The 21,433-nt window shown below is 33.8% G+C and carries 26 protein-coding genes and 1 riboswitch; all 26 genes read right to left on the bottom strand.

The window, feature by feature from the left end; translation table 11 throughout:
* The 26 genes from ACONDI_RS07720 to ACONDI_RS07840 all read right to left on the bottom strand — a co-directional run bounded on the left by ACONDI_RS07720 (position 1) and on the right by ACONDI_RS07840 (position 21,398).
* The gene (locus ACONDI_RS07720) at positions 1-816 is read right to left on the bottom strand and encodes a lipoate--protein ligase family protein (RefSeq protein ID WP_241080889.1); all 816 of its coding nucleotides are present in this window, start codon (positions 814-816) and stop codon (positions 1-3) included.
* On the bottom strand, positions 791-1,846 hold the full coding sequence (locus ACONDI_RS07725; RefSeq protein WP_241080890.1) for a LipS2 family lipoyl synthase: 1,056 nt from the start codon (positions 1,844-1,846) through the stop codon (positions 791-793). The genes ACONDI_RS07720 and ACONDI_RS07725 overlap by 26 nt, the downstream gene beginning before the upstream one ends.
* A complete protein-coding gene (locus ACONDI_RS07730; protein ID WP_241080891.1) occupies positions 1,843-2,718 on the bottom strand; it encodes a LipS1 family lipoyl synthase in 876 nt (291 codons plus the stop codon). Before ACONDI_RS07730 ends, ACONDI_RS07725 begins: the two co-directional genes overlap by 4 nt.
* Complete coding sequence (gene gcvPB, locus ACONDI_RS07735) at positions 2,711-4,222, bottom strand: aminomethyl-transferring glycine dehydrogenase subunit GcvPB (RefSeq protein WP_241080892.1); 1,512 nt, start codon at positions 4,220-4,222, stop codon at positions 2,711-2,713. The genes ACONDI_RS07730 and gcvPB overlap by 8 nt, the downstream gene beginning before the upstream one ends.
* On the bottom strand, positions 4,219-5,583 hold the full coding sequence (gene gcvPA / locus ACONDI_RS07740; protein ID WP_241080893.1) for an aminomethyl-transferring glycine dehydrogenase subunit GcvPA: 1,365 nt from the start codon (positions 5,581-5,583) through the stop codon (positions 4,219-4,221). The genes gcvPB and gcvPA overlap by 4 nt, the downstream gene beginning before the upstream one ends.
* A 2-nt stretch (positions 5,584-5,585) precedes the next feature.
* Complete coding sequence (gene gcvH / locus ACONDI_RS07745) at positions 5,586-5,981, bottom strand: glycine cleavage system protein GcvH (RefSeq protein ID WP_241080894.1); 396 nt, start codon at positions 5,979-5,981, stop codon at positions 5,586-5,588.
* Between the two features lie 2 nt (positions 5,982-5,983).
* Positions 5,984-7,111, bottom strand: coding sequence for a glycine cleavage system aminomethyltransferase GcvT (gene gcvT, locus ACONDI_RS07750; protein ID WP_241080895.1), 1,128 nt, complete (start codon positions 7,109-7,111; stop codon positions 5,984-5,986).
* 176 nt (positions 7,112-7,287) lie between these two features.
* A riboswitch (glycine riboswitch) is annotated at positions 7,288-7,395 on the bottom strand.
* A 348-nt stretch (positions 7,396-7,743) separates the two neighbouring features.
* Complete coding sequence (gene cysK, locus ACONDI_RS07755; RefSeq protein ID WP_241080896.1) at positions 7,744-8,676, bottom strand: cysteine synthase A; 933 nt, start codon at positions 8,674-8,676, stop codon at positions 7,744-7,746.
* A gap of 16 nt (positions 8,677-8,692) precedes the next feature.
* Entirely contained in the window at positions 8,693-9,205 is a 513-nt protein-coding gene (locus ACONDI_RS07760) for a shikimate kinase (protein ID WP_241080897.1), read from the bottom strand.
* A 48-nt stretch (positions 9,206-9,253) separates the two neighbouring features.
* Positions 9,254-9,520, bottom strand: a complete 267-nt coding sequence (locus ACONDI_RS07765; RefSeq protein WP_241080898.1) for a late competence development ComFB family protein — start codon at positions 9,518-9,520, stop codon at positions 9,254-9,256.
* Between the two features lie 88 nt (positions 9,521-9,608).
* The gene (locus ACONDI_RS07770; protein ID WP_277397822.1) at positions 9,609-10,145 is read right to left on the bottom strand and encodes a GspH/FimT family pseudopilin; all 537 of its coding nucleotides are present in this window, start codon (positions 10,143-10,145) and stop codon (positions 9,609-9,611) included.
* Positions 10,129-10,752, bottom strand: coding sequence for a type IV pilus inner membrane component PilO (locus ACONDI_RS07775; protein WP_241080900.1), 624 nt, complete (start codon positions 10,750-10,752; stop codon positions 10,129-10,131). The genes ACONDI_RS07770 and ACONDI_RS07775 overlap by 17 nt, the downstream gene beginning before the upstream one ends.
* Positions 10,749-11,141 (bottom strand): PilN domain-containing protein, encoded by a 393-nt coding sequence (locus ACONDI_RS07780; RefSeq protein WP_241080901.1) that lies wholly within the window; start codon positions 11,139-11,141, stop codon positions 10,749-10,751. Before ACONDI_RS07780 ends, ACONDI_RS07775 begins: the two co-directional genes overlap by 4 nt.
* Positions 11,142-11,179: 38 nt before the next feature.
* Positions 11,180-11,302 (bottom strand): hypothetical protein, encoded by a 123-nt coding sequence (locus ACONDI_RS15655; RefSeq protein WP_277397823.1) that lies wholly within the window; start codon positions 11,300-11,302, stop codon positions 11,180-11,182.
* Positions 11,302-12,291 (bottom strand): type IV pilus biogenesis protein PilM, encoded by a 990-nt coding sequence (gene pilM, locus ACONDI_RS07785; RefSeq protein ID WP_241080902.1) that lies wholly within the window; start codon positions 12,289-12,291, stop codon positions 11,302-11,304. Before pilM ends, ACONDI_RS15655 begins: the two co-directional genes overlap by 1 nt.
* Positions 12,272-12,799, bottom strand: coding sequence for a hypothetical protein (locus tag ACONDI_RS07790; RefSeq protein ID WP_241080903.1), 528 nt, complete (start codon positions 12,797-12,799; stop codon positions 12,272-12,274). The genes pilM and ACONDI_RS07790 overlap by 20 nt, the downstream gene beginning before the upstream one ends.
* 19 nt (positions 12,800-12,818) lie before the next feature.
* Positions 12,819-14,990 (bottom strand): diguanylate cyclase domain-containing protein, encoded by a 2,172-nt coding sequence (locus tag ACONDI_RS07795; RefSeq protein WP_241080904.1) that lies wholly within the window; start codon positions 14,988-14,990, stop codon positions 12,819-12,821.
* A gap of 18 nt (positions 14,991-15,008) precedes the next feature.
* Entirely contained in the window at positions 15,009-15,524 is a 516-nt protein-coding gene (locus tag ACONDI_RS07800; RefSeq protein WP_241077978.1) for a PilW family protein, read from the bottom strand.
* Between the two features lie 35 nt (positions 15,525-15,559).
* Positions 15,560-15,982 carry a prepilin-type N-terminal cleavage/methylation domain-containing protein gene (locus ACONDI_RS07805; protein WP_241077979.1) on the bottom strand — a complete coding sequence of 141 codons (423 nt, stop codon included), beginning with the start codon at positions 15,980-15,982 and terminating at the stop codon, positions 15,560-15,562.
* A 3-nt stretch (positions 15,983-15,985) separates the two neighbouring features.
* On the bottom strand, positions 15,986-17,221 hold the full coding sequence (locus ACONDI_RS07810) for a type II secretion system F family protein (RefSeq protein ID WP_241077980.1): 1,236 nt from the start codon (positions 17,219-17,221) through the stop codon (positions 15,986-15,988).
* A 23-nt stretch (positions 17,222-17,244) separates the two neighbouring features.
* Positions 17,245-18,780 carry a GspE/PulE family protein gene (locus tag ACONDI_RS07815; protein ID WP_338086489.1) on the bottom strand — a complete coding sequence of 512 codons (1,536 nt, stop codon included), beginning with the start codon at positions 18,778-18,780 and terminating at the stop codon, positions 17,245-17,247.
* A gap of 127 nt (positions 18,781-18,907) precedes the next feature.
* Positions 18,908-19,759, bottom strand: coding sequence for a shikimate dehydrogenase (gene aroE, locus ACONDI_RS07820; protein ID WP_241077982.1), 852 nt, complete (start codon positions 19,757-19,759; stop codon positions 18,908-18,910).
* A 48-nt stretch (positions 19,760-19,807) separates the two neighbouring features.
* Positions 19,808-20,014 carry a hypothetical protein gene (locus ACONDI_RS07825; RefSeq protein WP_241077983.1) on the bottom strand — a complete coding sequence of 69 codons (207 nt, stop codon included), beginning with the start codon at positions 20,012-20,014 and terminating at the stop codon, positions 19,808-19,810.
* 52 nt (positions 20,015-20,066) lie between these two features.
* Positions 20,067-20,309: a hypothetical protein gene (locus ACONDI_RS07830; RefSeq protein ID WP_241077984.1), complete on the bottom strand. Its 243-nt coding sequence runs from the start codon at positions 20,307-20,309 to the stop codon at positions 20,067-20,069.
* Positions 20,310-20,372: 63 nt separating this feature from the next.
* On the bottom strand, positions 20,373-20,864 hold the full coding sequence (locus ACONDI_RS07835; protein WP_241077985.1) for a YqeG family HAD IIIA-type phosphatase: 492 nt from the start codon (positions 20,862-20,864) through the stop codon (positions 20,373-20,375).
* A 72-nt stretch (positions 20,865-20,936) separates the two neighbouring features.
* Positions 20,937-21,398 (bottom strand): sigma-70 family RNA polymerase sigma factor, encoded by a 462-nt coding sequence (locus ACONDI_RS07840; RefSeq protein ID WP_338086490.1) that lies wholly within the window; start codon positions 21,396-21,398, stop codon positions 20,937-20,939.
* Positions 21,399-21,433: the final 35 nt, after the last annotated feature.

The raw sequence follows: 21,433 nt of genomic DNA on the forward strand, positions 1-21,433 counted from the left end.
TTAAAAAACCCCCTCACTCCTTTTAAAGTTCCATTCATTTAGAGAATATTTACTTTTTGATAGTTCATTAGTCCTTGCCTTCTCAAAAGCATTATAATTTTCTCTTACTAACTGAATTTCAAAGGCTCTCTCAAATCCTCTAAGAATTGCACTTACACACTCTTCTTTTGTTAGAGAAGGATCAAAATCAAATATTCCGCAAGCAGCCTTTTTCAAATACTCTTTTTGTATTTTATTTGTACCAAAAATACTGCTAACTAAGTTAGAATCAAATTTTAACTTAATAGAGCCATGCTGTAATATAGCCCCTTTTCTTCTCATCTGGGCACTTCCTACAACTTTTTTTCCGTCAATAAGAAGTTCATACCATGAAGGCGAATCAAAACAAACTGATGAATTTTTATCTTTTTTAGCAGATTTTTGAGAAAGAGGCATCAACTCAGGAGATAAACCCAAATACTCCAACCCAAGTTCTATCCCTTTAATAAGCTGTTTGTATGACGTGGTAACATTTTTAGAAACGTCAGGATATTCTTCACCAATAATAATAGAATAAGTTATTTCATCAGTATGAAGAACTCCACGGCCTCCTGTAGGACGACGAACAAGATCTATATTGTTCTCTTTTAGTTTTTCTATACTTCGAGGGTTAATATTCTGGAAATAACCCAGAGAAAGACACATAGACTCCCAACTATATATGCGCAAAGTAGGTAGTGAATTTTTTTCGATAAAAGAATCAAGTAGGGCTTCATCAGCAGCCATGTTAAAATTTCCTTTTGATGGCCCATCAATTATTAGACGCCAGGTTCTCATTTTGACCCCCCTTCCTGATCTCATCTTCCCTAACCTCATAATCCCTAATTCTATTAATACCCTCAAATAATAAATTATCTATTAAAAAGGAAACTTCTATTTCTATTTCTTCATTTGTCAAAGTTCTAGGGTAATTATATGGAGTATCCTGAGGTTTTTCATTGTAATAAGGGCGGTTACAATCCTTGCACCCTGCAGTCATAAATGCATTTCCTGAATCTAAATATTTTTTAAAATCCCCAGGATAAATTCTCATCCCTACTAGTTCACCATTTTTATTGCAATTATCAAAGATTAGCCTTTCGAAGTCGACAAAGTTATTTTTAAGCAAATAAACCGCTGCTTGAATCTTTCTATACCTAATAATTGAAGGAGGTTTCTTATTGTTTAACTTGGTACCTTTAAGGGGCGTAAAAGCAAAAAGTCCAATTTCAACATTAGCTTTAAGTAGCTCACTGCATACCCTTAAAAGTTCTCTATCTGTTTCACCAAGTCCCACTATAATATGAGTACTAATCTTACCTGGATAATTAAGGGCAGTTTTTATGATGAAGTTAATCCTTTCATTAAGCAAGCCACCTTTGTACTCTGAGTATTTAGAAGGTTCACATACATCAAGGGAAACACCGATTTTATCAATTCCAAGTGAAAGAAGTTTATAAACGTCATTAGAATTACAGGCATTAGATGAAAAAGAAATAGGGAGATCACTATTTTTCTTAATAGCTCTTATTATCTTTACAAGATCATAAGAAATGTCTTCGCTTTTCACCTCTTGAATACATAATCTTTTCAAACCATTTTTTTCTCCTACTTTAATTCCCCAAAGAAGAGTATCCAGGTCACACTTTGGCCAGATCACTCTACTAAGTCTATCATTACTTCCAAAACTGCTCTTCGCCTGAGCACAGTAAGCACAATCATTAACACATTTTTCACCGAGCATTATATAACCTGTTGTGGGTTTTACCTTAGGCTTTATTTTCTTTAGTCCCATTACCGATGCCGTCCCTGCAGAGACCCTGATCATAGAGAACAGCACTCCTTTTCCCAGTTAATTTCAAAACCTTCTTCTACAGCTAGATTCCTTATTGCTGGTGTCGGAGATACTATTTTATTTACTCCGGCCCAAAATGCTATCTTATCAAGTTCTTCTCTATACTTTCCACCAGGACGCATACAACCAAGGAATATAGGGTGCTGGGGAAATTTTATCCTTGTAAGAGATATTACCTCACCAACATAAGAAAGATCCGGAGGGTCACAGTTTTGATAGCTGGTATCTTTAGTAGGTGTAAAAACAATAAAGGTTATAGCGTCAGCTCTCAAGTTTTTTAACACATTAAGACTTTTTTCTTCCATTCTAGCCTCTCCACCCGGAAGGCCAATAATAATATGAGGCACAATCACCTTAGCATATTTACTTAGTAAATTATATGAATCTAAAAAATCCTGTTTCGTTTTTTCTAAGCCGTATAGATTTTTGATTATGTCTTCATCAACAATAAAATCAACTGAACAAACATCTACAAGACTAACTTTTTTAGCTTCAGCCTCGCTTACTAGACCCGGATGTAGATTTGTTTTTATGTTTTTGTTTGAGAGGTCTTTTATAAGTTTTTCGTTTTCATAGAAAGGGACTTTTCCATTTTTGTCACTGCCGCCGCTAATAAGACAGCTCTCATAATTACCTATGATATAATTAATATCTATATTGTTTGTTTTGTCTTTGTCTAGAGGTTTCATGTTTTTTAAATAATGGCCTTCACAGTGGGGGCAGTTTAACTCACATTTACTTCCGGTAAGGCTAACTGCTAGAGTTTTTTTAGGTTTTACAAATTTAATCAAGCGTGGAAAGTTATTAAGCCTAACCTTCCACGCTTTTTTTAACAGATCATTCATCTTCTTTTGTCCAGGTCACTTTTGGTTTTCTAGCAGCACCAGCCTCATCTAATCTTCCTACAGGTGTAGAGTTTGGAGCGCTTTTAACTTTATCCGGGTCTTCTTTTGCTTCCTTTGAAATAAGTTTCATTATTTCAACGAATTTATTTAGATTTTCTTTGCTTTCTGTTTCAGTTGGCTCAACCATCATCGATTCCTCAACTATTTGAGGGAAATATATTGTAGGTGGATGCACATTGTAATCTAATAATCTCTTAGCAATATCCATAGTTTTCACATCATTTTTGGCCTGGTTTTTTCCGCTTATAACAAACTCATGCTTACAGGGGAGTTCATCATGAGGAAGCAGATAGTCTTCTTTTAATTTTTCCCTCAAGTAGTTAGCATTTAATACAGCATCTTCACTTACCTGCTTTAGGCCTTTGGCACCCATCATTCGTATATAGGTATATGCTTTTATTAAGACATTGAAATTGCCGTGAAATCCATGAACTTTTCCAATACTGCTTGGAATATCGTAATTTAGATAAAACTCGCTATCTTCTTCATTTGCTATATTCTTTTCTTCTTTAGCTTTTTCAGTATTTTTTTCAACTGTAGGATAAGGTAGATACGAAGCTAGCTTATCGTTTACGCCAACAGGGCCGCTCCCTGGCCCTCCTCCACCATGGGGGGTAGAAAATGTTTTGTGCAAATTAAGATGCAATACATCAAAACCCATATCACCGGGCCTTGCATAACCCATAATAGCATTCAAGTTAGCCCCGTCATAATAAAGAAGTCCTCCTGCATCGTGAACCATTGAAGCCATCTGATGAATCTCAGATTCAAACAGCCCCAAGGTGTTTGGGTTTGTAAGCATTAAACATGCAACATCATCATCTAAAACTTTCGCTAAATCATCAAGGTCAACAAGACCTTTTTCATTGGATTTAACAGTAACAACTTTAAACCCTGCCATAGCAGCGCTTGCAGGATTAGTACCATGAGCAGAATCAGGGCAGATTACTTTTGTTCTCTTCTCACCCTTAGCATTTAGATAAGCTCTAATCATCAAGAGGCCGGTAAGCTCCCCATGTGCACCAGCAGCAGGCTGCATTGTGTATTTATCCATACCTGTGATCTCTTTTAACAACTCCTCAAGGTTATACATTAGTTCTAGTGCGCCCTGGCAGGTTTTATCAGGCTGATAAGGATGAAGTTCTACCAAGCCTGTAAGGGAAGCAACATCTTCATTTACTTTGGGGTTATATTTCATTGTGCATGAACCAAGGGGATAAAAGCCCGAATCAACGCCAAAATTTTTAGTAGAAAGCCTCACATAATGCCTCATAACTTCTCCCTCAGACACTTCCGGCAGATTAGGAGTTTCTTTTCTAATCATATCTTCTGGAATGATTTCGTTAAGTTCAACATTTTCTACATCCAGAGCAGGTAAGGAATATCCTTTTTTCCCTTCTTTACTTTTAGTAAATATAACATCATTATTCTTAACATCCTTCACTTTATCACCTCCCCCAGGGAGCTAACCAGGTAATCGATCTCTTCTTTGGTTCTCTTTTCTGTTACACTTAGCAACAAACAACCGTCTAATTCTTCATAATACGCCCCAACATCTATACCAGCAAATATACCTTTTTGGGCAAGTGCATCTCTAACCTCACTGGCTTTGCCTGGCACTTTTATCAAGAATTCTTTAAAAAAGGGCTTGTCGTCAAACATAATAGTAACATTATCTAGTTCTTTTAGTTTTCTCTTGGCATAGTGAGCCTTTTGTAGAGATAGATTAGCTACTTCCTTTATACCTTCTTTTCCCATAACCGACAGGTATACACAGGCCGCTAGTACATTAAGAGCCTGATTAGAACATATATTAGATGTAGCCTTTTCTCTTCTTATATGCTGTTCTCTAGTCTGCAGGGTCAAAACATAACCGGTATTGCTATCTTTATCTTTTGCTTCCCCAACCATTCTTCCGGGCATCTTTCTCATATATTTTTCTTTTGCCGCAAAAAACCCAAGTAAAGGTCCACCAAAGCTTGTAGGATTACCAAGGCTTTGACCATCACCTACTACAATATCAGCTCCCCATGTTGAAGGAGGTTCTAGCAAAGCAAGGGAGATAGGGTCAACTACAGATACAAATAGTGCTTTTGATTCACCCAAAATATCTTTAAGCTTGCTGTAGTCTTCTATAATTCCGAAATAATTAGGACTCTGCAGGATAACACATGCTGTATTTTCATTAAGCATATCAGGTAAATAAGACATATCAGTTTCTCCGTTACTTTGAGGTAGAGTTCTCAAAGTAAATCCTTGAGCTTCTAAGTAAGTTTTTAATACTTCTCTGTAAGTAGGGTTAAGTGCACTAGAAACTATAATTTCATCATTTCTTGTGATAGCAACAGCCCTTATTGCCGCTTCAGCTGTTGCTGTAGCCCCGTCATATATTGAAGCATTAGACAAATCCATTCCAGTCAGTTCAGCTATCATAGTCTGGTATTCAAACATACTCTGCAAAATCCCCTGGCTTATTTCAGCCTGGTAAGGTGTATAAGAAGTATAAAATTCACTTCTACCTAGTACATGGCCAACTACACTTGGAACATAATGATCATATATTCCTCCGCCCAAAAAGGATATATATTCATCTATATTTTTGTTTTTTTCTGCAATTTTTTTAAGATGCTTTTTAACTTCCATTTCGCTCAAAGCTTCTGGTAGTTCTAAATCCTTATTTAATTTAACAGATAACGGAATATCCTCGAAAAGCTCATCAATAGACTTTCTATCTATCTCTTCTAACATAGCCCTTCGATCTTTTTCAGTATGAGGAAGAAAAGGATTATTATTTGTATTTTCCAATGTTATCCCTCTCCTTCTTCTTCAAGAATTTTCTCATACTCCTCTGCAGTAAGTAAGTCATTTAGTTCTCCTTCATCTGATATACTCATCATAAACAGCCATCCCTCACCGTAAGGGTCGCTATTTACTATTTCTGGATTATCTAGTAGTTTTTCGTTAACCTCTTCTATAGTACCTGAGATTGGAGCATAGATATCCGCTACTGCTTTAACAGATTCAACCACACAAACCTCTTCATCTCTTGAAAAATCATCATCTACTTCCGGTAATTCAACAAAGACAATATCTCCAAGTTGTTCCTGAGCATAATAAGTTATTCCAACATATGCTTTTCCATCTTCCACCTTAACCCACTCATGCTCTTTGGTATAACTTAAATCCGGACGAGTCCTTACCAAAATTATCCCCTCCTATAAAAAGGTGTTTTAACAATTTTTGCCTTTTCGTGACTTTTCCTGATCTTCACTTCAATTTCCCCACCAACTAAAGCCACTTCCGAGGTAACATAACCCATACCTATTGGTTTTTCAAGGGTAGGAGAAAAAGAACCAGAAGTTACTTCCCCTACTTTATTATCATCTAGACACAGCTCATAACCCTGACGTGGTACTCTCCTACCATCCATCACAAAACCTATTAATTTTCTATTGAGCCCTTCTTCTTTTTGTTTTTCTAATGCCTCCTTCCCAATAAAAGAAGTATTTAATCTAACAAAAGGAGTTAACCCAGCTTCCAAAGGCGAGAACTCTTCTGAAAGCTCATGCCCATATAACGGTAGTGATGCTTCAAGGCGAAGGACATCCCTGGCTCCAAGGCCAGCCGGTTTCAAGTCATATTTTTCCCCTAACTTTTCCAACTTTATCCATGCTTCTACTCCCTCTTCCCATGGCATATATATCTCAAATCCATCTTCACCCGTGTAGCCAGTCCTTGATATTATAACCTTGGAATTAGATCTAAATAATTCTGCCCCTATAAATTCAAAATAACCCAAATCATCTAAGAGTTCCCTTCCTACCCCCTTATCTTTTAATAGTTCTTTTAATATATTTTTTGCACTAGGTCCTTGAAGTGCAATTTGTCCATATAAATCAGATTCATCTTTTATTTCAACTTCTTTCTCATTTTTTTCTTTGACCAGCCATTCAAAATCTTTGTCTTTATTAGATGCATTGACTACCAGCCAAAATTTATTATCAGCTAACTTATAAACTAGCAAATCATCAATAACCCCACCATCATAATTGCAAAGTAAAGTATACTGTGCTTTACTTAGTCCGATCTTAGTAATGTCATTACTTAATACCCTTTGCAAAAACTTCTCGGCACCTTCTCCTTCAACCAGTATCTCTCCCATATGACTAACATCAAAGATTGTCGCCTTTTGTCTGGTATAGTTAACCTCTTCTATAATCCCAGAATATTGTACAGGCATTGCCCAGCCAATAAAATCTACTATCTTTGCCTTTTTGGAGAGATGAATATCATAAAAGGGAGTTTTTTTCTGAGACGAATGATCAAGAGTCATAATATTCCCCCAATTCAAGAGCTGTTTATTATATACTTATTGTTAACAACTTTTCTTCACTTTAAAATTTAATAAAAAAGGACAGAAGTGCAAAAAACATAGCTGCACTCTGTCCTTCTTACCTGAGAGAGTTACACCTTCGGTCTTCCCTACAAACTGGAAACTCTCCAGAGCTGCGTCTTTCGACGGTCCTTTTACCTGCAAGTTTCACAGTATAGAAGCTATTACTCTATACCGTTTGCTCCTTCGGTGCCCTCTGTTAGGGTCTCTCCCGCCGAGTTCATCCGCCAAAAATCTGGTTATCATAACTTATTGTGCCACTATTATACAATATAGACAATTTCATTGTCTATTATAAATATACTTCTTTTGTAAAAAGCTTAATATTGATTCTGGTGCAAAAAGTCATATGAACAAGGTTTTGTTTTTAATTGCAATATATCTTGATGAGATAGCAGGAGAAATAAGGTCTAATGACAGGAAGTCATTAGCTAATTGAACTCAGGAGGAGTTCTTAAATTAGGAAACCTTATTTAGACTGCTATCGAATCCTAGATGTATCAATTAAAAACACTATACTATTGTGAATAGACTTTTTGCACCAGAATCAAAATATTAAAGTTAATTTCACTCTAATCATCGAAGTCAAACAAAGTAGTAGAAAGATATCTCTCTCCGGTGTCCGGAAGTATAACTAATATACATTTTCCTTCATTTTCTTTTCTATTAGCTAGTTCTATCCCAGCATATAAGGCAGCACCTGAAGAGGTCCCAGCAAGTATGCCTTCATTTCGGACTAGTTCTCTTGCAGTCTCCATGGCACTTTCATCTGAAACCTGGATTATTTCGTCAATCAGTTCCTTATCAAAAACATCCGGTACAAAACCAGCACCTATTCCCTGTATCTTATGTGGACCAGGCTCTTTACCCGAAAGCACTGCAGAAGCTTCAGGTTCAACACCAACTAGTTTGATATTTGGGTTTTCTTCTTTTAAAACTCTTCCAGCACCTATTATAGTTCCCCCTGTACCAATTCCAGAAACAAAAAAATCTATCTCCCCGCCTGTGGAATTTAAAATTTCTTTTGCCGTTGTTTTAGCATGTACTTTTGGGTTAGCTTCGTTTTCAAACTGCTGAGGGATAATAGAGTTAGAGTATTTTTTATTTAACTCTACAGCTTTATTAACAGCTCCTTTCATCCCTTCATTACCTGGTGTTAACATAAGCTCTGCTCCAAAAGCTTTAAGCAAATTCCTTCTTTCAAGACTCATTGAGTCAGGCATAGTAAGTATAAGCTTGTATCCTTTTGCAGCAGCTACCATTGCAAGCCCGATACCTGTATTTCCACTAGTTGGTTCTATAATTACAGTTTCTTTATCTATTTTGCCTTCTTTTTCAAAAACTTCAATCATACCAAGTGATATCCTATCTTTAACACTACCACAGGGGTTGAAACTTTCTACTTTTCCATAAATAGTAGCATGTGAATCATTGATCCCACTAAGTTCAACAATAGGAGTGTTACCTATTAACTCTAAAATATTAGAGTAAATTTTATCGTGCATAATTTCCCTCCCCTTGTCACAGACTGACTTTATCAATAACCTTTTCCACTATTTCTTCAACAGCCAAATCATCTGTCCATAATACTATATCAGCTCTAAGATACAATTCCTTTCGCTTATCAAACAGTTCACATATTTTCTCATACGGATCTTCTACCTGTAAAAGTGGCCTTGCTGTATCATTTTCAAGACGCTCATAAATTGTCTCAGGCTTAGCCATCAAAGATATTAAAAACATATTTTCATTACTTTTAAGTATATCCCAATTTTTATCTTTTAGTACAACTCCCCCGCCGGTAGAAATAACACAACCTCTAAAGGATATAATCTCTTTTAAAACTTCTGTTTCAAGTTCTCTAAAATATACTTCGCCATATTCATCAAATATATTTGGTATCGATTTCCCTGCCTTTTGTTCAATCAAGTTATCAGTATCATAAAGGGGTAATTCTAACTTTTTTGATAACCTCTCACCTACAACAGTTTTTCCAGTCCCCATAAAGCCCATTAAAACAAGATTTTTGTTCAATTACTTCTTACACTCCTATCTCAAAATTTTGAATGTATCTTACACTTATTAATGCCTGGGGTTTTTCTTTACTTTGTCCATAGCTTTTATTATAGAACTGGTAACATCTGTAGAAAACTGAAGAAATAAAGAGTTAATTTTAGAGTAAACTTCTCCTTTTTGCGTAACTATATATCGTGGTGGCAAATCATTAAGAACAAGAGCCATAATGTCTTTTTTACACTGTTCACATTTACAAACATCTTCTTTATCAATCAATTCCTCTAGCTTGTCTTTTACAACTACTTCCATATAATTCGTTAATTCATATTTCATTTTTCTCGCTCCTCTCCTAGTATTCATCACTTTTCTATCTTCTTCGAGATCATTGTAATTATTTCCTGTTAGTATAAAAAAAAGATTGTCAAGTTATACTGCCATAATTAGATACCCTAACCCTTCCTGAACGGGCCGCTACAATAACATACAACCTCTTGCCCCTGCTATTTGTAAGGTTAATTGTAACACCCTGGCTAGGATAACCTTTGCGATTAAAGCTTAGTCTATTGCCATGAGGAAGGTTGGTAATTTTTATTTCCTTCGGAAAAGATTTGAGGCCTTTAAGAACAGGAGAAACAATTTCATCTCCTGACTCTAAAAGAGTTCCAGATTTTATTTCATAAAAAACTCCTTCGCTTGTCAAATAAAAATCTATCCATACGGACTCTTTAAACATAATTGCATGCATTTTAGCTGTACTAATATCTTTGGCAAGTCTTTTAGCAGATGCCTCTAAGCGATAAGAGCTTAAAGCACTTATCATGTTTGGGAAAATCATCATAGAAACAGTGCTAAATATCAAAAGCACGCCCAAGACTTCTAACAAAGTGAAACCTGAATTGCCAAAATAAATTTTTTTGTTCAGCTTACTCTCCACCTTCGATTTATTTGTTAATGCCATCCCAATAAAAAGTCAAATTAAAATTTGTAATCAATCTTTCATTCTTGCCAATCATACTATTCTCAAACCTTATAGAATTTATAGTATGTATTCTATCAAAGTTCTCTAAATTTTCTGTGAAGCTTAAAATATCCAGGGTATTACCGGCTAGCTTTAGGTCAATATTAAATTCATCAGGCTTATATTCTTCCTCATATTCTACTTCGCTGTCGATATCTATATAATCATCAATTACAGTATCAGAAAAATTATTATATGAGATCTGTATCGTTTCAATTGTTACATTATTTGATTTAATAAGTTCTTCTAAATCTATCAGCGTTCTTTCTATATTTTTTTCATCAGGCAAAATAGTATCATAATAATTGTAATCTTCTTCTATATTATCTAAAATTTTATCTAAGTTGATATTTTTATTTTTTAAATTCGAATTCTTTTCTAAAAGCTTTTCTAGCTCTACCGTAAGCTTTTTATTTTCTTCAATTTTGGGTAAAAATATATTAAACCACAGAAGCATAGTAACCATTAAAATAAAAGTTACAAACAGCAGAACTTTTTCTCTTGTAGTTGTCTTCCTAATTACATTCTTATAAACGAAATCTTTCATCTAGTATTTGCCCCCGTTAATCTAGCACTTAATTCAAAATAATATACTTCATTATCTGACCGAACTCGTTTATCAATTAAATTTAATAAAACATTAGTATAGTAAGGTTTCTCTTTTAAACTCTCTTTAAGCTGAGCTATATCTTTAACTGTGCCACTCATTCCTTTAATAATCAAATTCTCAGCATTACTAGCATCATAATATTCTATAATTAAACTATCTGGAGAAATTTCTAGTAATTCACGCAATATAACTGACCACCGGGTATTAGTATCAAGTATGCTCTGTGCTTTTATGGCCATTTTTTCACTTTCCAAATAAGCAGCACTTATCTCTTGATGATCATATAAATCATTTTCTATTTTGATATTTTCTGCTTCAAGATACATTAGTCTATTAGACAGCTGTTTGTTATCCGATATTAATCCTAAATACCAAAAGCCCCAAAAACTAAAAATACACAGATTAATACTGTGACAAAAATTAACTTCCATCTCTTTTTTTCTTCCATTTTACTTTGTTTTGGTCGTAAATCCAGCAGCATATCCATTAATGCCACCACCTTAATGACAAGCCAACCGCTACCGCAGCATTTTTCCCGCTGTAATACTCATCTGACATCTCATATTGATATATTTTTTCTAAAGGTTCTACTACCTTTGTCGTTGTATGTAGTTTACTTTGAAATAAATCTATCAATCCTTTTATTCCACAACTTGCCCCAGTAAAAAGCACTTTATAATCTTTTTTTATTTCGCTTTTTTGGGAGCGAGCAAAGTTTATAGATATTTCAATTTCTTTTATCAGTTTCTCTGTAAGTTTAGCTAGTTCAGCATTTGTAACTTTAAAAAAATCACATTCACCTATAGATATATTTCTTGAATACAAATAATTTTCACCTAAAGATATAATCAGTGCAGTATTAGTATCATCCATGAATAAAATCAACCTCAGCTCTGTTTCATCTTTTGGAAGCAAGTTATTATATTTAACTAATCTAAATACAGAAAAAATATCCACCTCAAGAGAATTTAAACGAAACCCTTTATCCTTTAAAAAGCTATAATATTCATTACATTTTTCTTTTTTTGCAGCAACTAACAAAATTTTTTGCTTGCCCGCCTCAACATTATCAGTTCCAAGTTTGTAAAAGTCATATATTACATCATCAAAGGGTATAATCAACTGATCCCTGGCTTCATAGTTGACTGCCAAAGGCAGTTCTTTTTCAGGCATATTTGGGAGGTCAAACTGCCTTATAATAACATCTGTACTTTTTAAAGCCATATTGAAGTACTTATCAGTTAATTTTTCTCTAGCCATAATTTTCTTTAAGTTCATAAGGTTATTTTCTTTATCCTGTTCTTCTAACTCTATATCTGAGAACTTATTTAATACTAAACCATTCTTACCTCTTTTTAACTGGACTATTTTGTAGCTATTATCATTTATATCTAACCCAAGCGGAGACCTAACAGCAAGCTTCTTTTTTAACTTTTTTATTATAAGCCCTCCATTCTCACTTTTTATCAGCTTCAAAAAAAGAAGTCGGCATTTTAACCTCATACTCTTTTTCCATATTATATCTAGCTCTATAGTAATACCCCGTAGAGTTAATAAAAACTCTAACCGATAATCCTAAATCATCCTCCTCTTCTATTTCACCTTCTATTTCATCATCTAGCTCCTCTTCTGCCTCCTCGTCATCCTTTTTCTCATACTCATTTGTAGAGTTTGAATCAGACTCTGGGTCAGATACTTTATTAATTATTTCTAGCTCCAAAATCGAAGCCTCAAAATAGCCACCATTTAATTCTTTTGTTATCTCATCATTTAGATCCATCTCACCATTAACAAACATATATATAGCGAATTCATTACCAGCTTTTGCTATATAATATCCCTTCTTATCATCCTCCACGGTTCCTGCCACTACTCTATCATTCAGAGAAATATTTAAAGAATGAATACTGATAATAAATACAACCGACATCACAAATAAAACATAGATTAAAATGCTACCTCTATTAGGCAATATCTTTTTCATTTAATTTTGACGCCTCACCTTATTTGATGATCTTGCTTATAAACAAATCAACCAGACGTGGATCAAATTGGGTTCCTTCACATCTTTTTATTTCATTTACCGCCTCTTCTTTAGACATAGCTTTTTTGTATGATCTACTACTTGTCATCACCTCGTATGAGTCTGTAAGGTTAACAATTCTAGAAACAAGGGGGATTTCTTCACCTTTCAACCCCTGTGGATAACCCTTCCCATCCCATCTTTCATGGTGCGATAATATCGCTCCAGCTATATGTACAAATTCATTGGTTGACCTAGCAATTCTACAACCAACTCCTGGATGTTCCTTTAAAAGCTCCCATTCTTTATCAGTTAAAGGAGAAGTTTTCTCAAATATATATTTTGGGACGGTGATCTTACCTAAATCATGTAAAGATACAAGTGTAGATAATCTGTCAAGCTCATTAGCTGTTAATCCTAGAGCTTCTCCCAACTCTAGAGCCATCATCTGCATTCTAAAGTTATGTTCTTCGGTTTCATCGCTATGCTCATCTAATTTTTTCAAAAGAGAGTTTACTATAGCACCACGATTTTCTTTACTTTTTTCAATTTTATTCTTGTACATTACATACTCACTATCTTTTAAAATTTCATGGATATCCTGGCTAGGTTCAGTTTTCGTAGCACAACCTAATGCAATCGTAACGGGTATCGGGTCTTTATCTTCTTTTTTCGCTCTTTCATTAATTCTTTCACAGACCCTTTTTGCTGCCCACTTTGGAGTTTGAGGCAGCAGTATAATAAATTCATCACCTCCCCATCTTGCAATGATGTCCTCTTTCCTTGCTGATTTTCTAAGTATATCAGCGACTTTTTTGATTAACTTATCACCATCATAATGTCCAAATGTATCATTAACCAATTTTAGACCATTAACATCTCCCAAAATAATACTAAGGGGCAGCTGGCGTTCAGTATCAATTCTTTTTAGCTCTTCATCAAAATAAGCTCTGTTATATAATCCTGTCAGACTATCATGAAAGCTTAAGTACCTTATCTTAGCATCCTGTTTTTTTCGTTCTGTTATATCACGAACTATCAACAAAGCCGCTGGCTTTCTTTTATAATACGTTTTGGCTGCACTCATTTCCACCTGAATATTAAAGTCTTTTCTGTTTTTAAGAGTAGTTTCAAAAACAAGTGATTCTTTTTGGTTATCTCCAACTTGTTGGTCGATTATATTATTAATAATTTTATTTTCGGCTGAAGGTACAAAATAAGAAAGTTGTTTTCCTAATAATTCTTCTCTAGTATAACCTAAAAAGTCTTCCATCTTTGGATTAGCATACTTTATAATCTCCTCTTCTACGATCATAACACCATCAGAAGCCTGCTCAACGAGGGTCCTATATTTTTCTTCAGATTCTTTAATTGCCATTTCAGCCTCTTTTTTATCTGATATATCCCTAAACACCAGAATAGTTCCCATGAGCTCACCTTTTTCTTCTCTTATGGGTGAAACATTAAATTCTATAGGTTTTTTATTTTTTTCTTTATCCAAAAGAAAAGCTTCTTTAAAGTTTTCTGTACTATTTGCCACCTCAAACATTTTTTCAACTGGTACATCTAATCCTTCAAACTTACCCTCGCCTGTGACATAAAAGATATCTTTGAGAAATTTACCAATCAGTGAACTTTTCTTCCCACCAATAATCCTTTCTGCAGCAGAGTTTATGAAATTAACTTTCCAGTCTGTATCTGTAGTAATAACCCCTTCTGCCAGGCTTTCAAGTGTTGTTTTGAACCATTTTTCGCTCTCTCTTAGCTTTTTTTCTAGTTCAGCTTTATGAAGAGCCATTTCAATATTAGTTAGTAATTCCTTTTTATTAAAAGGCTTCAAAATATATCCAAAGGGCTCAGTTATTTTTACCCTATTTAATGTTTTTTCGTCTGAAGCACCTGTCAAATATATTACCGGGATATTATGATCTGCATCTATAATTTGCTTAGTCTCGATTCCATCTATATCCCCTTGCAAACCTATATCCATCAAAATTAAGTCAGGTTCTGCATAATCTCTAACTTTTTCAATAGCTTCCTCCCCTGTCTTTACTATATCTAAGATTTGATAACCTATTTCCTCTAGCAAATCCTTAAGTTGTAAAGCTACAAGCTTAGTGTCTTCAACAATCAATATCTTAGCTTTAGGCAAAAAAACACCTCCCAACTACTAAAAACCCTTAGGCTGCACAAAAGTCTGAAGTTTATAACTTATATTTTTTTTACCAGTTACGAGTTCAATTTTAACTAGATTCCAATCATCAGAAGTATTTACTAAGAAATAATCATTTTCATTAAAAACTACTTTATTATATGAAAAAGTTAGCTCTTTTATATTTGAAGCAAAGGGATATTGGCTTGCTGGATATTGCCTAATATAAAGATTTTGGCCTAAATTGTAGATGCGATAATCGAAATCCCCTTCTTTTCCTAAGTAAATATTAGAACCGGAAGAAGTTATAAATATATCTTCCTTATCAAACTCCTTAATTAAATCTACAATATGAAAAAGTGCAAACCTTGCACTTTGGTGACTATCAGCTGCATTATTGATTCTACTCCAGTTACCCATAGAAGTTGACAAAAATAAACTTGTTATACTAATAGTAATAGCAAAAACTAACAGGGTTACAATAAGTTCAACCAGAGTAAGACCTGATTCATTATTTATTATTTTTAGCCCCAATTTATGTCACCTTCTAGTATCAAAGTAAGAAGAAATTATAGCATAAGAAAGGTAGAAAGTATATATTCTCTTTCAGTCTTTTTCTCATACCAGTTAACTTTAACTTTAATTTTGATAAGTTTTTGTTCCTTCTCTGGTCTTTCAGCTACAATTTCATAGTAATTATGCAGTACAAAATTATCAAAGTACGAATCATAAAAGCTTCTATCGATTTTTTCCCATGTTTTTTCTTGATTTAAAACATTCAACATCTCATCATATGTAAGTTCTCTTAAAAATTCCATCCTACCAGATCCCAAATAAACTGCTTGAGTACTTTTGCCTGATTCTGCTTCTGCCTTTAAGCTTTGATTCAAAGAACCAAGAAAAGGTGTAATAATGATTGAAATAATTATAAGTGACAATAAAGATTCTATTAACGTAAAACCAATTTGATTGCTTTCTAGGCGTTTAATCAATAACTAAAACACCTGCCAAAGCTGCATCATAGGTAGTATAACAGAAACAACTATAAAACCTATTATTATCATTAAAAATATAATCAGCATAGGCTCAATCATAGTACTAAGCCTTTCAAGTGAATGTTTACTTTCTAACTCATAGTAACAAGCAAGCTTTTCTAAAGTATCTTCAAGAGAACCCGTTTCTTCTCCTACAGAGATCATTTTGCCCACTAAAATTGGTATATTTTTATTGTTTTTAAAAGGTGTCGCAAAGGGCTGTCCATTCTTAACATTATCATATGACTTATGAATTGTTTTTTCAATCACTTTATTGTTAAGAATTTCTTTTACTAACTCTAGAGACAAAAGTAAAGGTATGCCACTTCCAATTAAAGTGGATAATGTCCTAGAAAATCTTGCAAACATAACTTTTTGTACTATACTTTTGATAACAGGAACTTTTAATTTTAGTAAATCAACCCATTCAGACAATTTACTGTCTTCAGAGTGTTTTAGATTGAGTTTTAGACTTATGTATAGCAAAAGCACAATAGGAAGTAATATTAGCATTGTATTTTGGATTATTTCACTAAATCTAAATACAAGCAAAGTTAAAAAAGGAAGTTCTATATCTAAACCTGAAAAAACAAAACTAAATTCTGGAAGTACATAGGAGGTCAAAATATATAAAACAGTAAATGTTGAGACAATCAAAATACCAGGATAAATTAATGCCCCTCTAACCTTTTGCTCCATCTCATATTCTAATTCGTAATGAAAAACTATTCTGTCCAAAATTTCTTCCAAAGCGCCAGCCTCTTCTCCTGCACTAATCATACTAAGATAGATAGCAGGAAAAACATTTTTATTTTTTTCTAAAGCCTCCCTTAGACTACTTCCTTCCTCAAGAGACTTAACAGCCGATTTAAGAGCATTTTTTAATTTTGAGTTTGTCATTTGGTCAGACAGGGTAGAAAGGGAGTTTATCAGATTCATTCCTGACCTGATCATATACGAAAGTTGGCGAGAAAAAATCATCAACTCTCTTGCATTAGGCTTTTTCCATACAAGATTTTCTAAAACTCTCTCTTTTAATCCATAACTTGTAGTTAAATTATTTTCACTTATATATACTGCAAATAGATTATGTTTTTTCAGGTTTTTTACAACATCATTTACGTCGATAGCAGTTAAAGAACCCACTTTCATACGACCAAACTTATCTCTAGCCTTATAGTAATATGTCTGCCCCACTCACCTGACCTCCAAAGTTTTATTTACTCTGCTACTTTTAACACTTCTTCAATAGTCGTTTCTCCATTCTCTACTTTTTTAATTGCATTTTTGACAAGTGGTGTATAGCCCTGCTTTAGAGCCTCTTTTTTAAAATCCTTGTAAGGTGTATTTTTATTTAGCAGTTCTTGAAGGTTATCATCTATTTTTAGAAGTTCATAAACTGCAGTTCTACCATTGTAGCCTGTATTATTACAGTATTTACAACCTTTTCCCCGGGTCAAATTATTTAATTTGTCATCACTTGAAAATTTTTTTAAGACTTCTATTTCTTCTTTTGATGGCTGATAAGGTTCCCTACAATTATTACATATAAGCCTAACAAGACGCTGAGACAAAACCCCTTCTAATGCTGAAGCTAAAAGATAAGATGGTATTTCCATATCTAAAAATCTGAATATAGTAGAGATAACATTTTTGGTATGAAGAGTGGAAAATACTAAATGACCTGTCAGAGCTGCACGGATTGCAATTTGTGCCGTATCAACATCTCTTATCTCTCCCACCATAATAATGTCAGGATCTTGGCGCAGTACTGATCTAAGACCTGTGGCAAAAGTAAGATCTGTTTTTTCATCAATTTGAACCTGATTAATATTTTTGAATTGATATTCAACGGGATCTTCTAATGTAAGTATGTTTTTTTCGGGAGCTTCAAGATGGTTAATAGTAGAATACAAAGTAGTTGTTTTACCACAACCAGTGGGGCCTGTGACAAGTATCATGCCAGAATTTTTATTAATAAATTGTTTATAATTTATAAAGTTCTTTTGCAAAAAACCCAGTTCCTCTAGAGAAAAAACAACCCGCTCCTTATGTAGAAGACGAATTACTACTTTTTCACCAAAAATTGTAGGTAAGGTAGCAATCCTTAAATCAATATTTGATCCTGATACATCATAATTTATCCTGCCATCTTGCGGCAGGCGCTTATTTGTTATATCCATTCCAGCCATTATTTTTATTCTGGTAATCAAAAGATTCTTAACGTGTTTTGGAGGAGTTGTCACGTCTTTAAGCATTCCATCTACCCTAAACCTAACTCTAAGTCCATATTCGTTAGGGTCTATATGAATATCACTAGCCTTTTCGTTTATTGCCCTCACCACTAGATAATCTACAGCTTTAATTATTGGACCTTCAACTTCTACATCGTCCCCTTTAGATACTGAAGAATATACATCTATATTATCACGCTCAATATTTTCCATAACTTTTTCTACTGATTCTTCTATCCCAAAAAATCTTTCTATTTCTTTTTTTATATCATCATTAGAAACAACAACTGTCTCAATTTCATATCCTGTAATCATTTTAACATCATCTATAGCAATAACATTTAATGGATCTTCCATGGCCAAAACCAATTTATCGCCCATTTTTTGGATCGGAATCACGTTGTATTTTAGTGCAATATATGAAGGTATAATCGTTGCGATGTCCGGATCTATACTAAGATTTGACATATCAACACGTTTAACTTCTGATGCAAAATCCTTTCCTTGATCCTTTTCTATTATAAACTCCCCCTACGTATAATTTACAGACGAGTACATTATTTCTAGATTTTTCTCGAAATACCTTTATTTTTATGCAAATAAAATTTGATTCTGGTGCAAAAAGTCATATTAACAATGTTTTTTTAAATTAAATATTATTATGCAAAGCATTTTTCATAACATCAACTGGAGCTTTTGTAGATGTAAAATACTCAAAAGCAATTACTCCTTGATATAAAAGCATCATAAGACCGTTCATGGTATAAAGTCCTTTTTCTTTGCATGCTAATAGAAAGTCACTTTCCTTTGGATGATACCTAAAATCAACAGCAATACTGTCCTCTTTAAGTTCATTTAAGGGTAAAAGCCAATTATCATTTTCTGATTTCGGATCCATGGGCAGCCCATTTATAACCAAATCCACATCCTTTAATGCTCCAACTAAATTTTCATAATCAAGTAAATAAGCTTTTATATTTCCTGTATCAAAATAACTATCCAGTTCATTAGCCAGATTTTCTGCTTTATTTTTAGTTCTATTAACAAAACGTAATTCTTTAACATTGTGTTTCAATAAAGAATACCCTACTGACTTACTAGCTCCCCCAACTCCTAATATCATCACAGTTTTTCCTATAGGATCAAAATTTTCATCCTTTAAGCTTTGAACAAAACCTGCTCCATCAGTATTGTAACCTACGAGCTTCTCATTTTCTCTAACTATCGTATTAACCGCTCCAACCTCTTCGGCTTCCTTAGATATTTCATCTAGATATTTGATCACTTCTTCCTTGTGCGGTGAAGTCACATTTATACCTTTAATATTCAGGCCTTTTATTCCTTCTACAGCATTTTTTACCTTTTCTGTTTTAACCAAAAAAGGTACATAACAATAGTTAAGTCCAAGGTATCTTATTGCTTCATTATGCATAACAGGTGACAAGGAATGAGATATGGGGTCTCCAATCACTCCCAAAGTTTTTGTATTACCATCAAACATTTATTTTGCCTCCTTTTATATATTTTGTAACCAATTACTTGTACAACATTATCCCATAAAGAAAAATATTGAAGCGGCTACAAAAATAATGAGCGCCACAATCCTGACAAAAATAAGATAAAGAAAGAATGGTTTTTTTCTACTCTTTCCTCTAATAGCTTTGACAAAATCATAAGGAAAAAGGACAGCAAAGCCGGTTAAAAACAGCACCCCTAATTTTAGAAGCCATAAAATAATAGTTAAAAATAAGTCCATCCTGGGCTTGTCCTCCTTTCATCAAAACAAAAGAAAGTGCAGGACCGCACTTTCAAAATAAGTTCCATACGTTGTCTTCTTTATTTGGAGTATGGACAAAATAAAGTTTCACCTTGATCGCTGATCCCTCTGGATAAAAACCTAAATCCTTTAACTCATATTCATTTAGATCTTTTCTTTTTTGCTTGACATCATTAACTATTTTCCTTAAGCGCTCTATAAACTTATTCTCATCTTCTAGAATCTCATTCTTTTCCCCGGATAGAGTTTCAACAATGGAAACCCCTTCATTCAAATAATCTACCTCCTAATTTTTTCACCTCATTATTTCCAGATTGTTTCATTTTTATTCAAAATATCAATTAAGGTTTTTCAAAAATTGTCTTTCTATCTTACGAACAAATCTTGTTCCAATAAATTCTTTTTCATCAATAGGTCTTATTAATATAGTAAACAACCCTACTCTATTGCCTCCTAGTACATCTGTAAACATCTGATCACCTACTACTGCCGCCTGCGAAGGTGAAAGCTTTAAAATTTCAAGCGCTTTTCTAAAAGCCTTCCTCCTGGGCTTTTTTGCTTTTGGAATGGCCGGAATATCAAAATTTCTAGCAAAATTATACACCCTGGAACTGCTGTTATTAGACACAACACATATATTAATATTATGTTTTTTGACTTCCTCAAACCAGTAACCCAGCTTTTTGCTTATTTCTTCTTCATTCCAGGCTACTAAGGTGTTATCTAAGTCTGTTATCAAACCTTTTATCCCATTTTTCTTTAACTTTTCAAAATCAATGTCATAAATTGAGTTTAGATAAAGGTCCGGATATAATCTCTTTAGCTTCAATGTTTATTATCACTCCCGAAAGATCCAATAGTTAGGTATATTATACCATTCCCAACCCCCCCTAAACAAAATTTAATTAAGTGGATAACCAGTTGTTTTGGAAAAATCCTTTGTGGCCAAAAATTCTTTAGAAACCTTTTTAATCACGCTTTTTTCTATTCTTGATACATAAGAACGTGATATCCCAAGCTCATCAGCAACCTCTTTTTGGGTTTTCTTGTCACCAGAATTAAGGCCATAGCGCCATTTAAGTACTTTCTGCTCTCTTTCTGATAATTTGTCAATTATATTATAAATTTTATCTTTATTAATAGAAAAAGATACTTTATCAATTACTTCATCGGTATTACTTCCCAATATATCAAACAAAGTTATTTCATTTCCTTCTTTGTCGGTACCTATTGGATCATAAAGATATGATTCGTTTTTGTTCTTTTTAATTGATCTTAAGTACATAAGTATTTCAGGACTTATTACATAACACTGCGGTATTAATTTCCAGTCCAGTGGTTTTATTAAATATTTTTTTATTATTAATGACGCAACCTACAAAAAAAAAGCCCACAATT

This window comes from Natranaerofaba carboxydovora (assembly GCF_022539405.1).
Taxonomy (GTDB): domain Bacteria; phylum Bacillota; class Natranaerobiia; order Natranaerobiales; family Natranaerofabaceae; genus Natranaerofaba; species Natranaerofaba carboxydovora.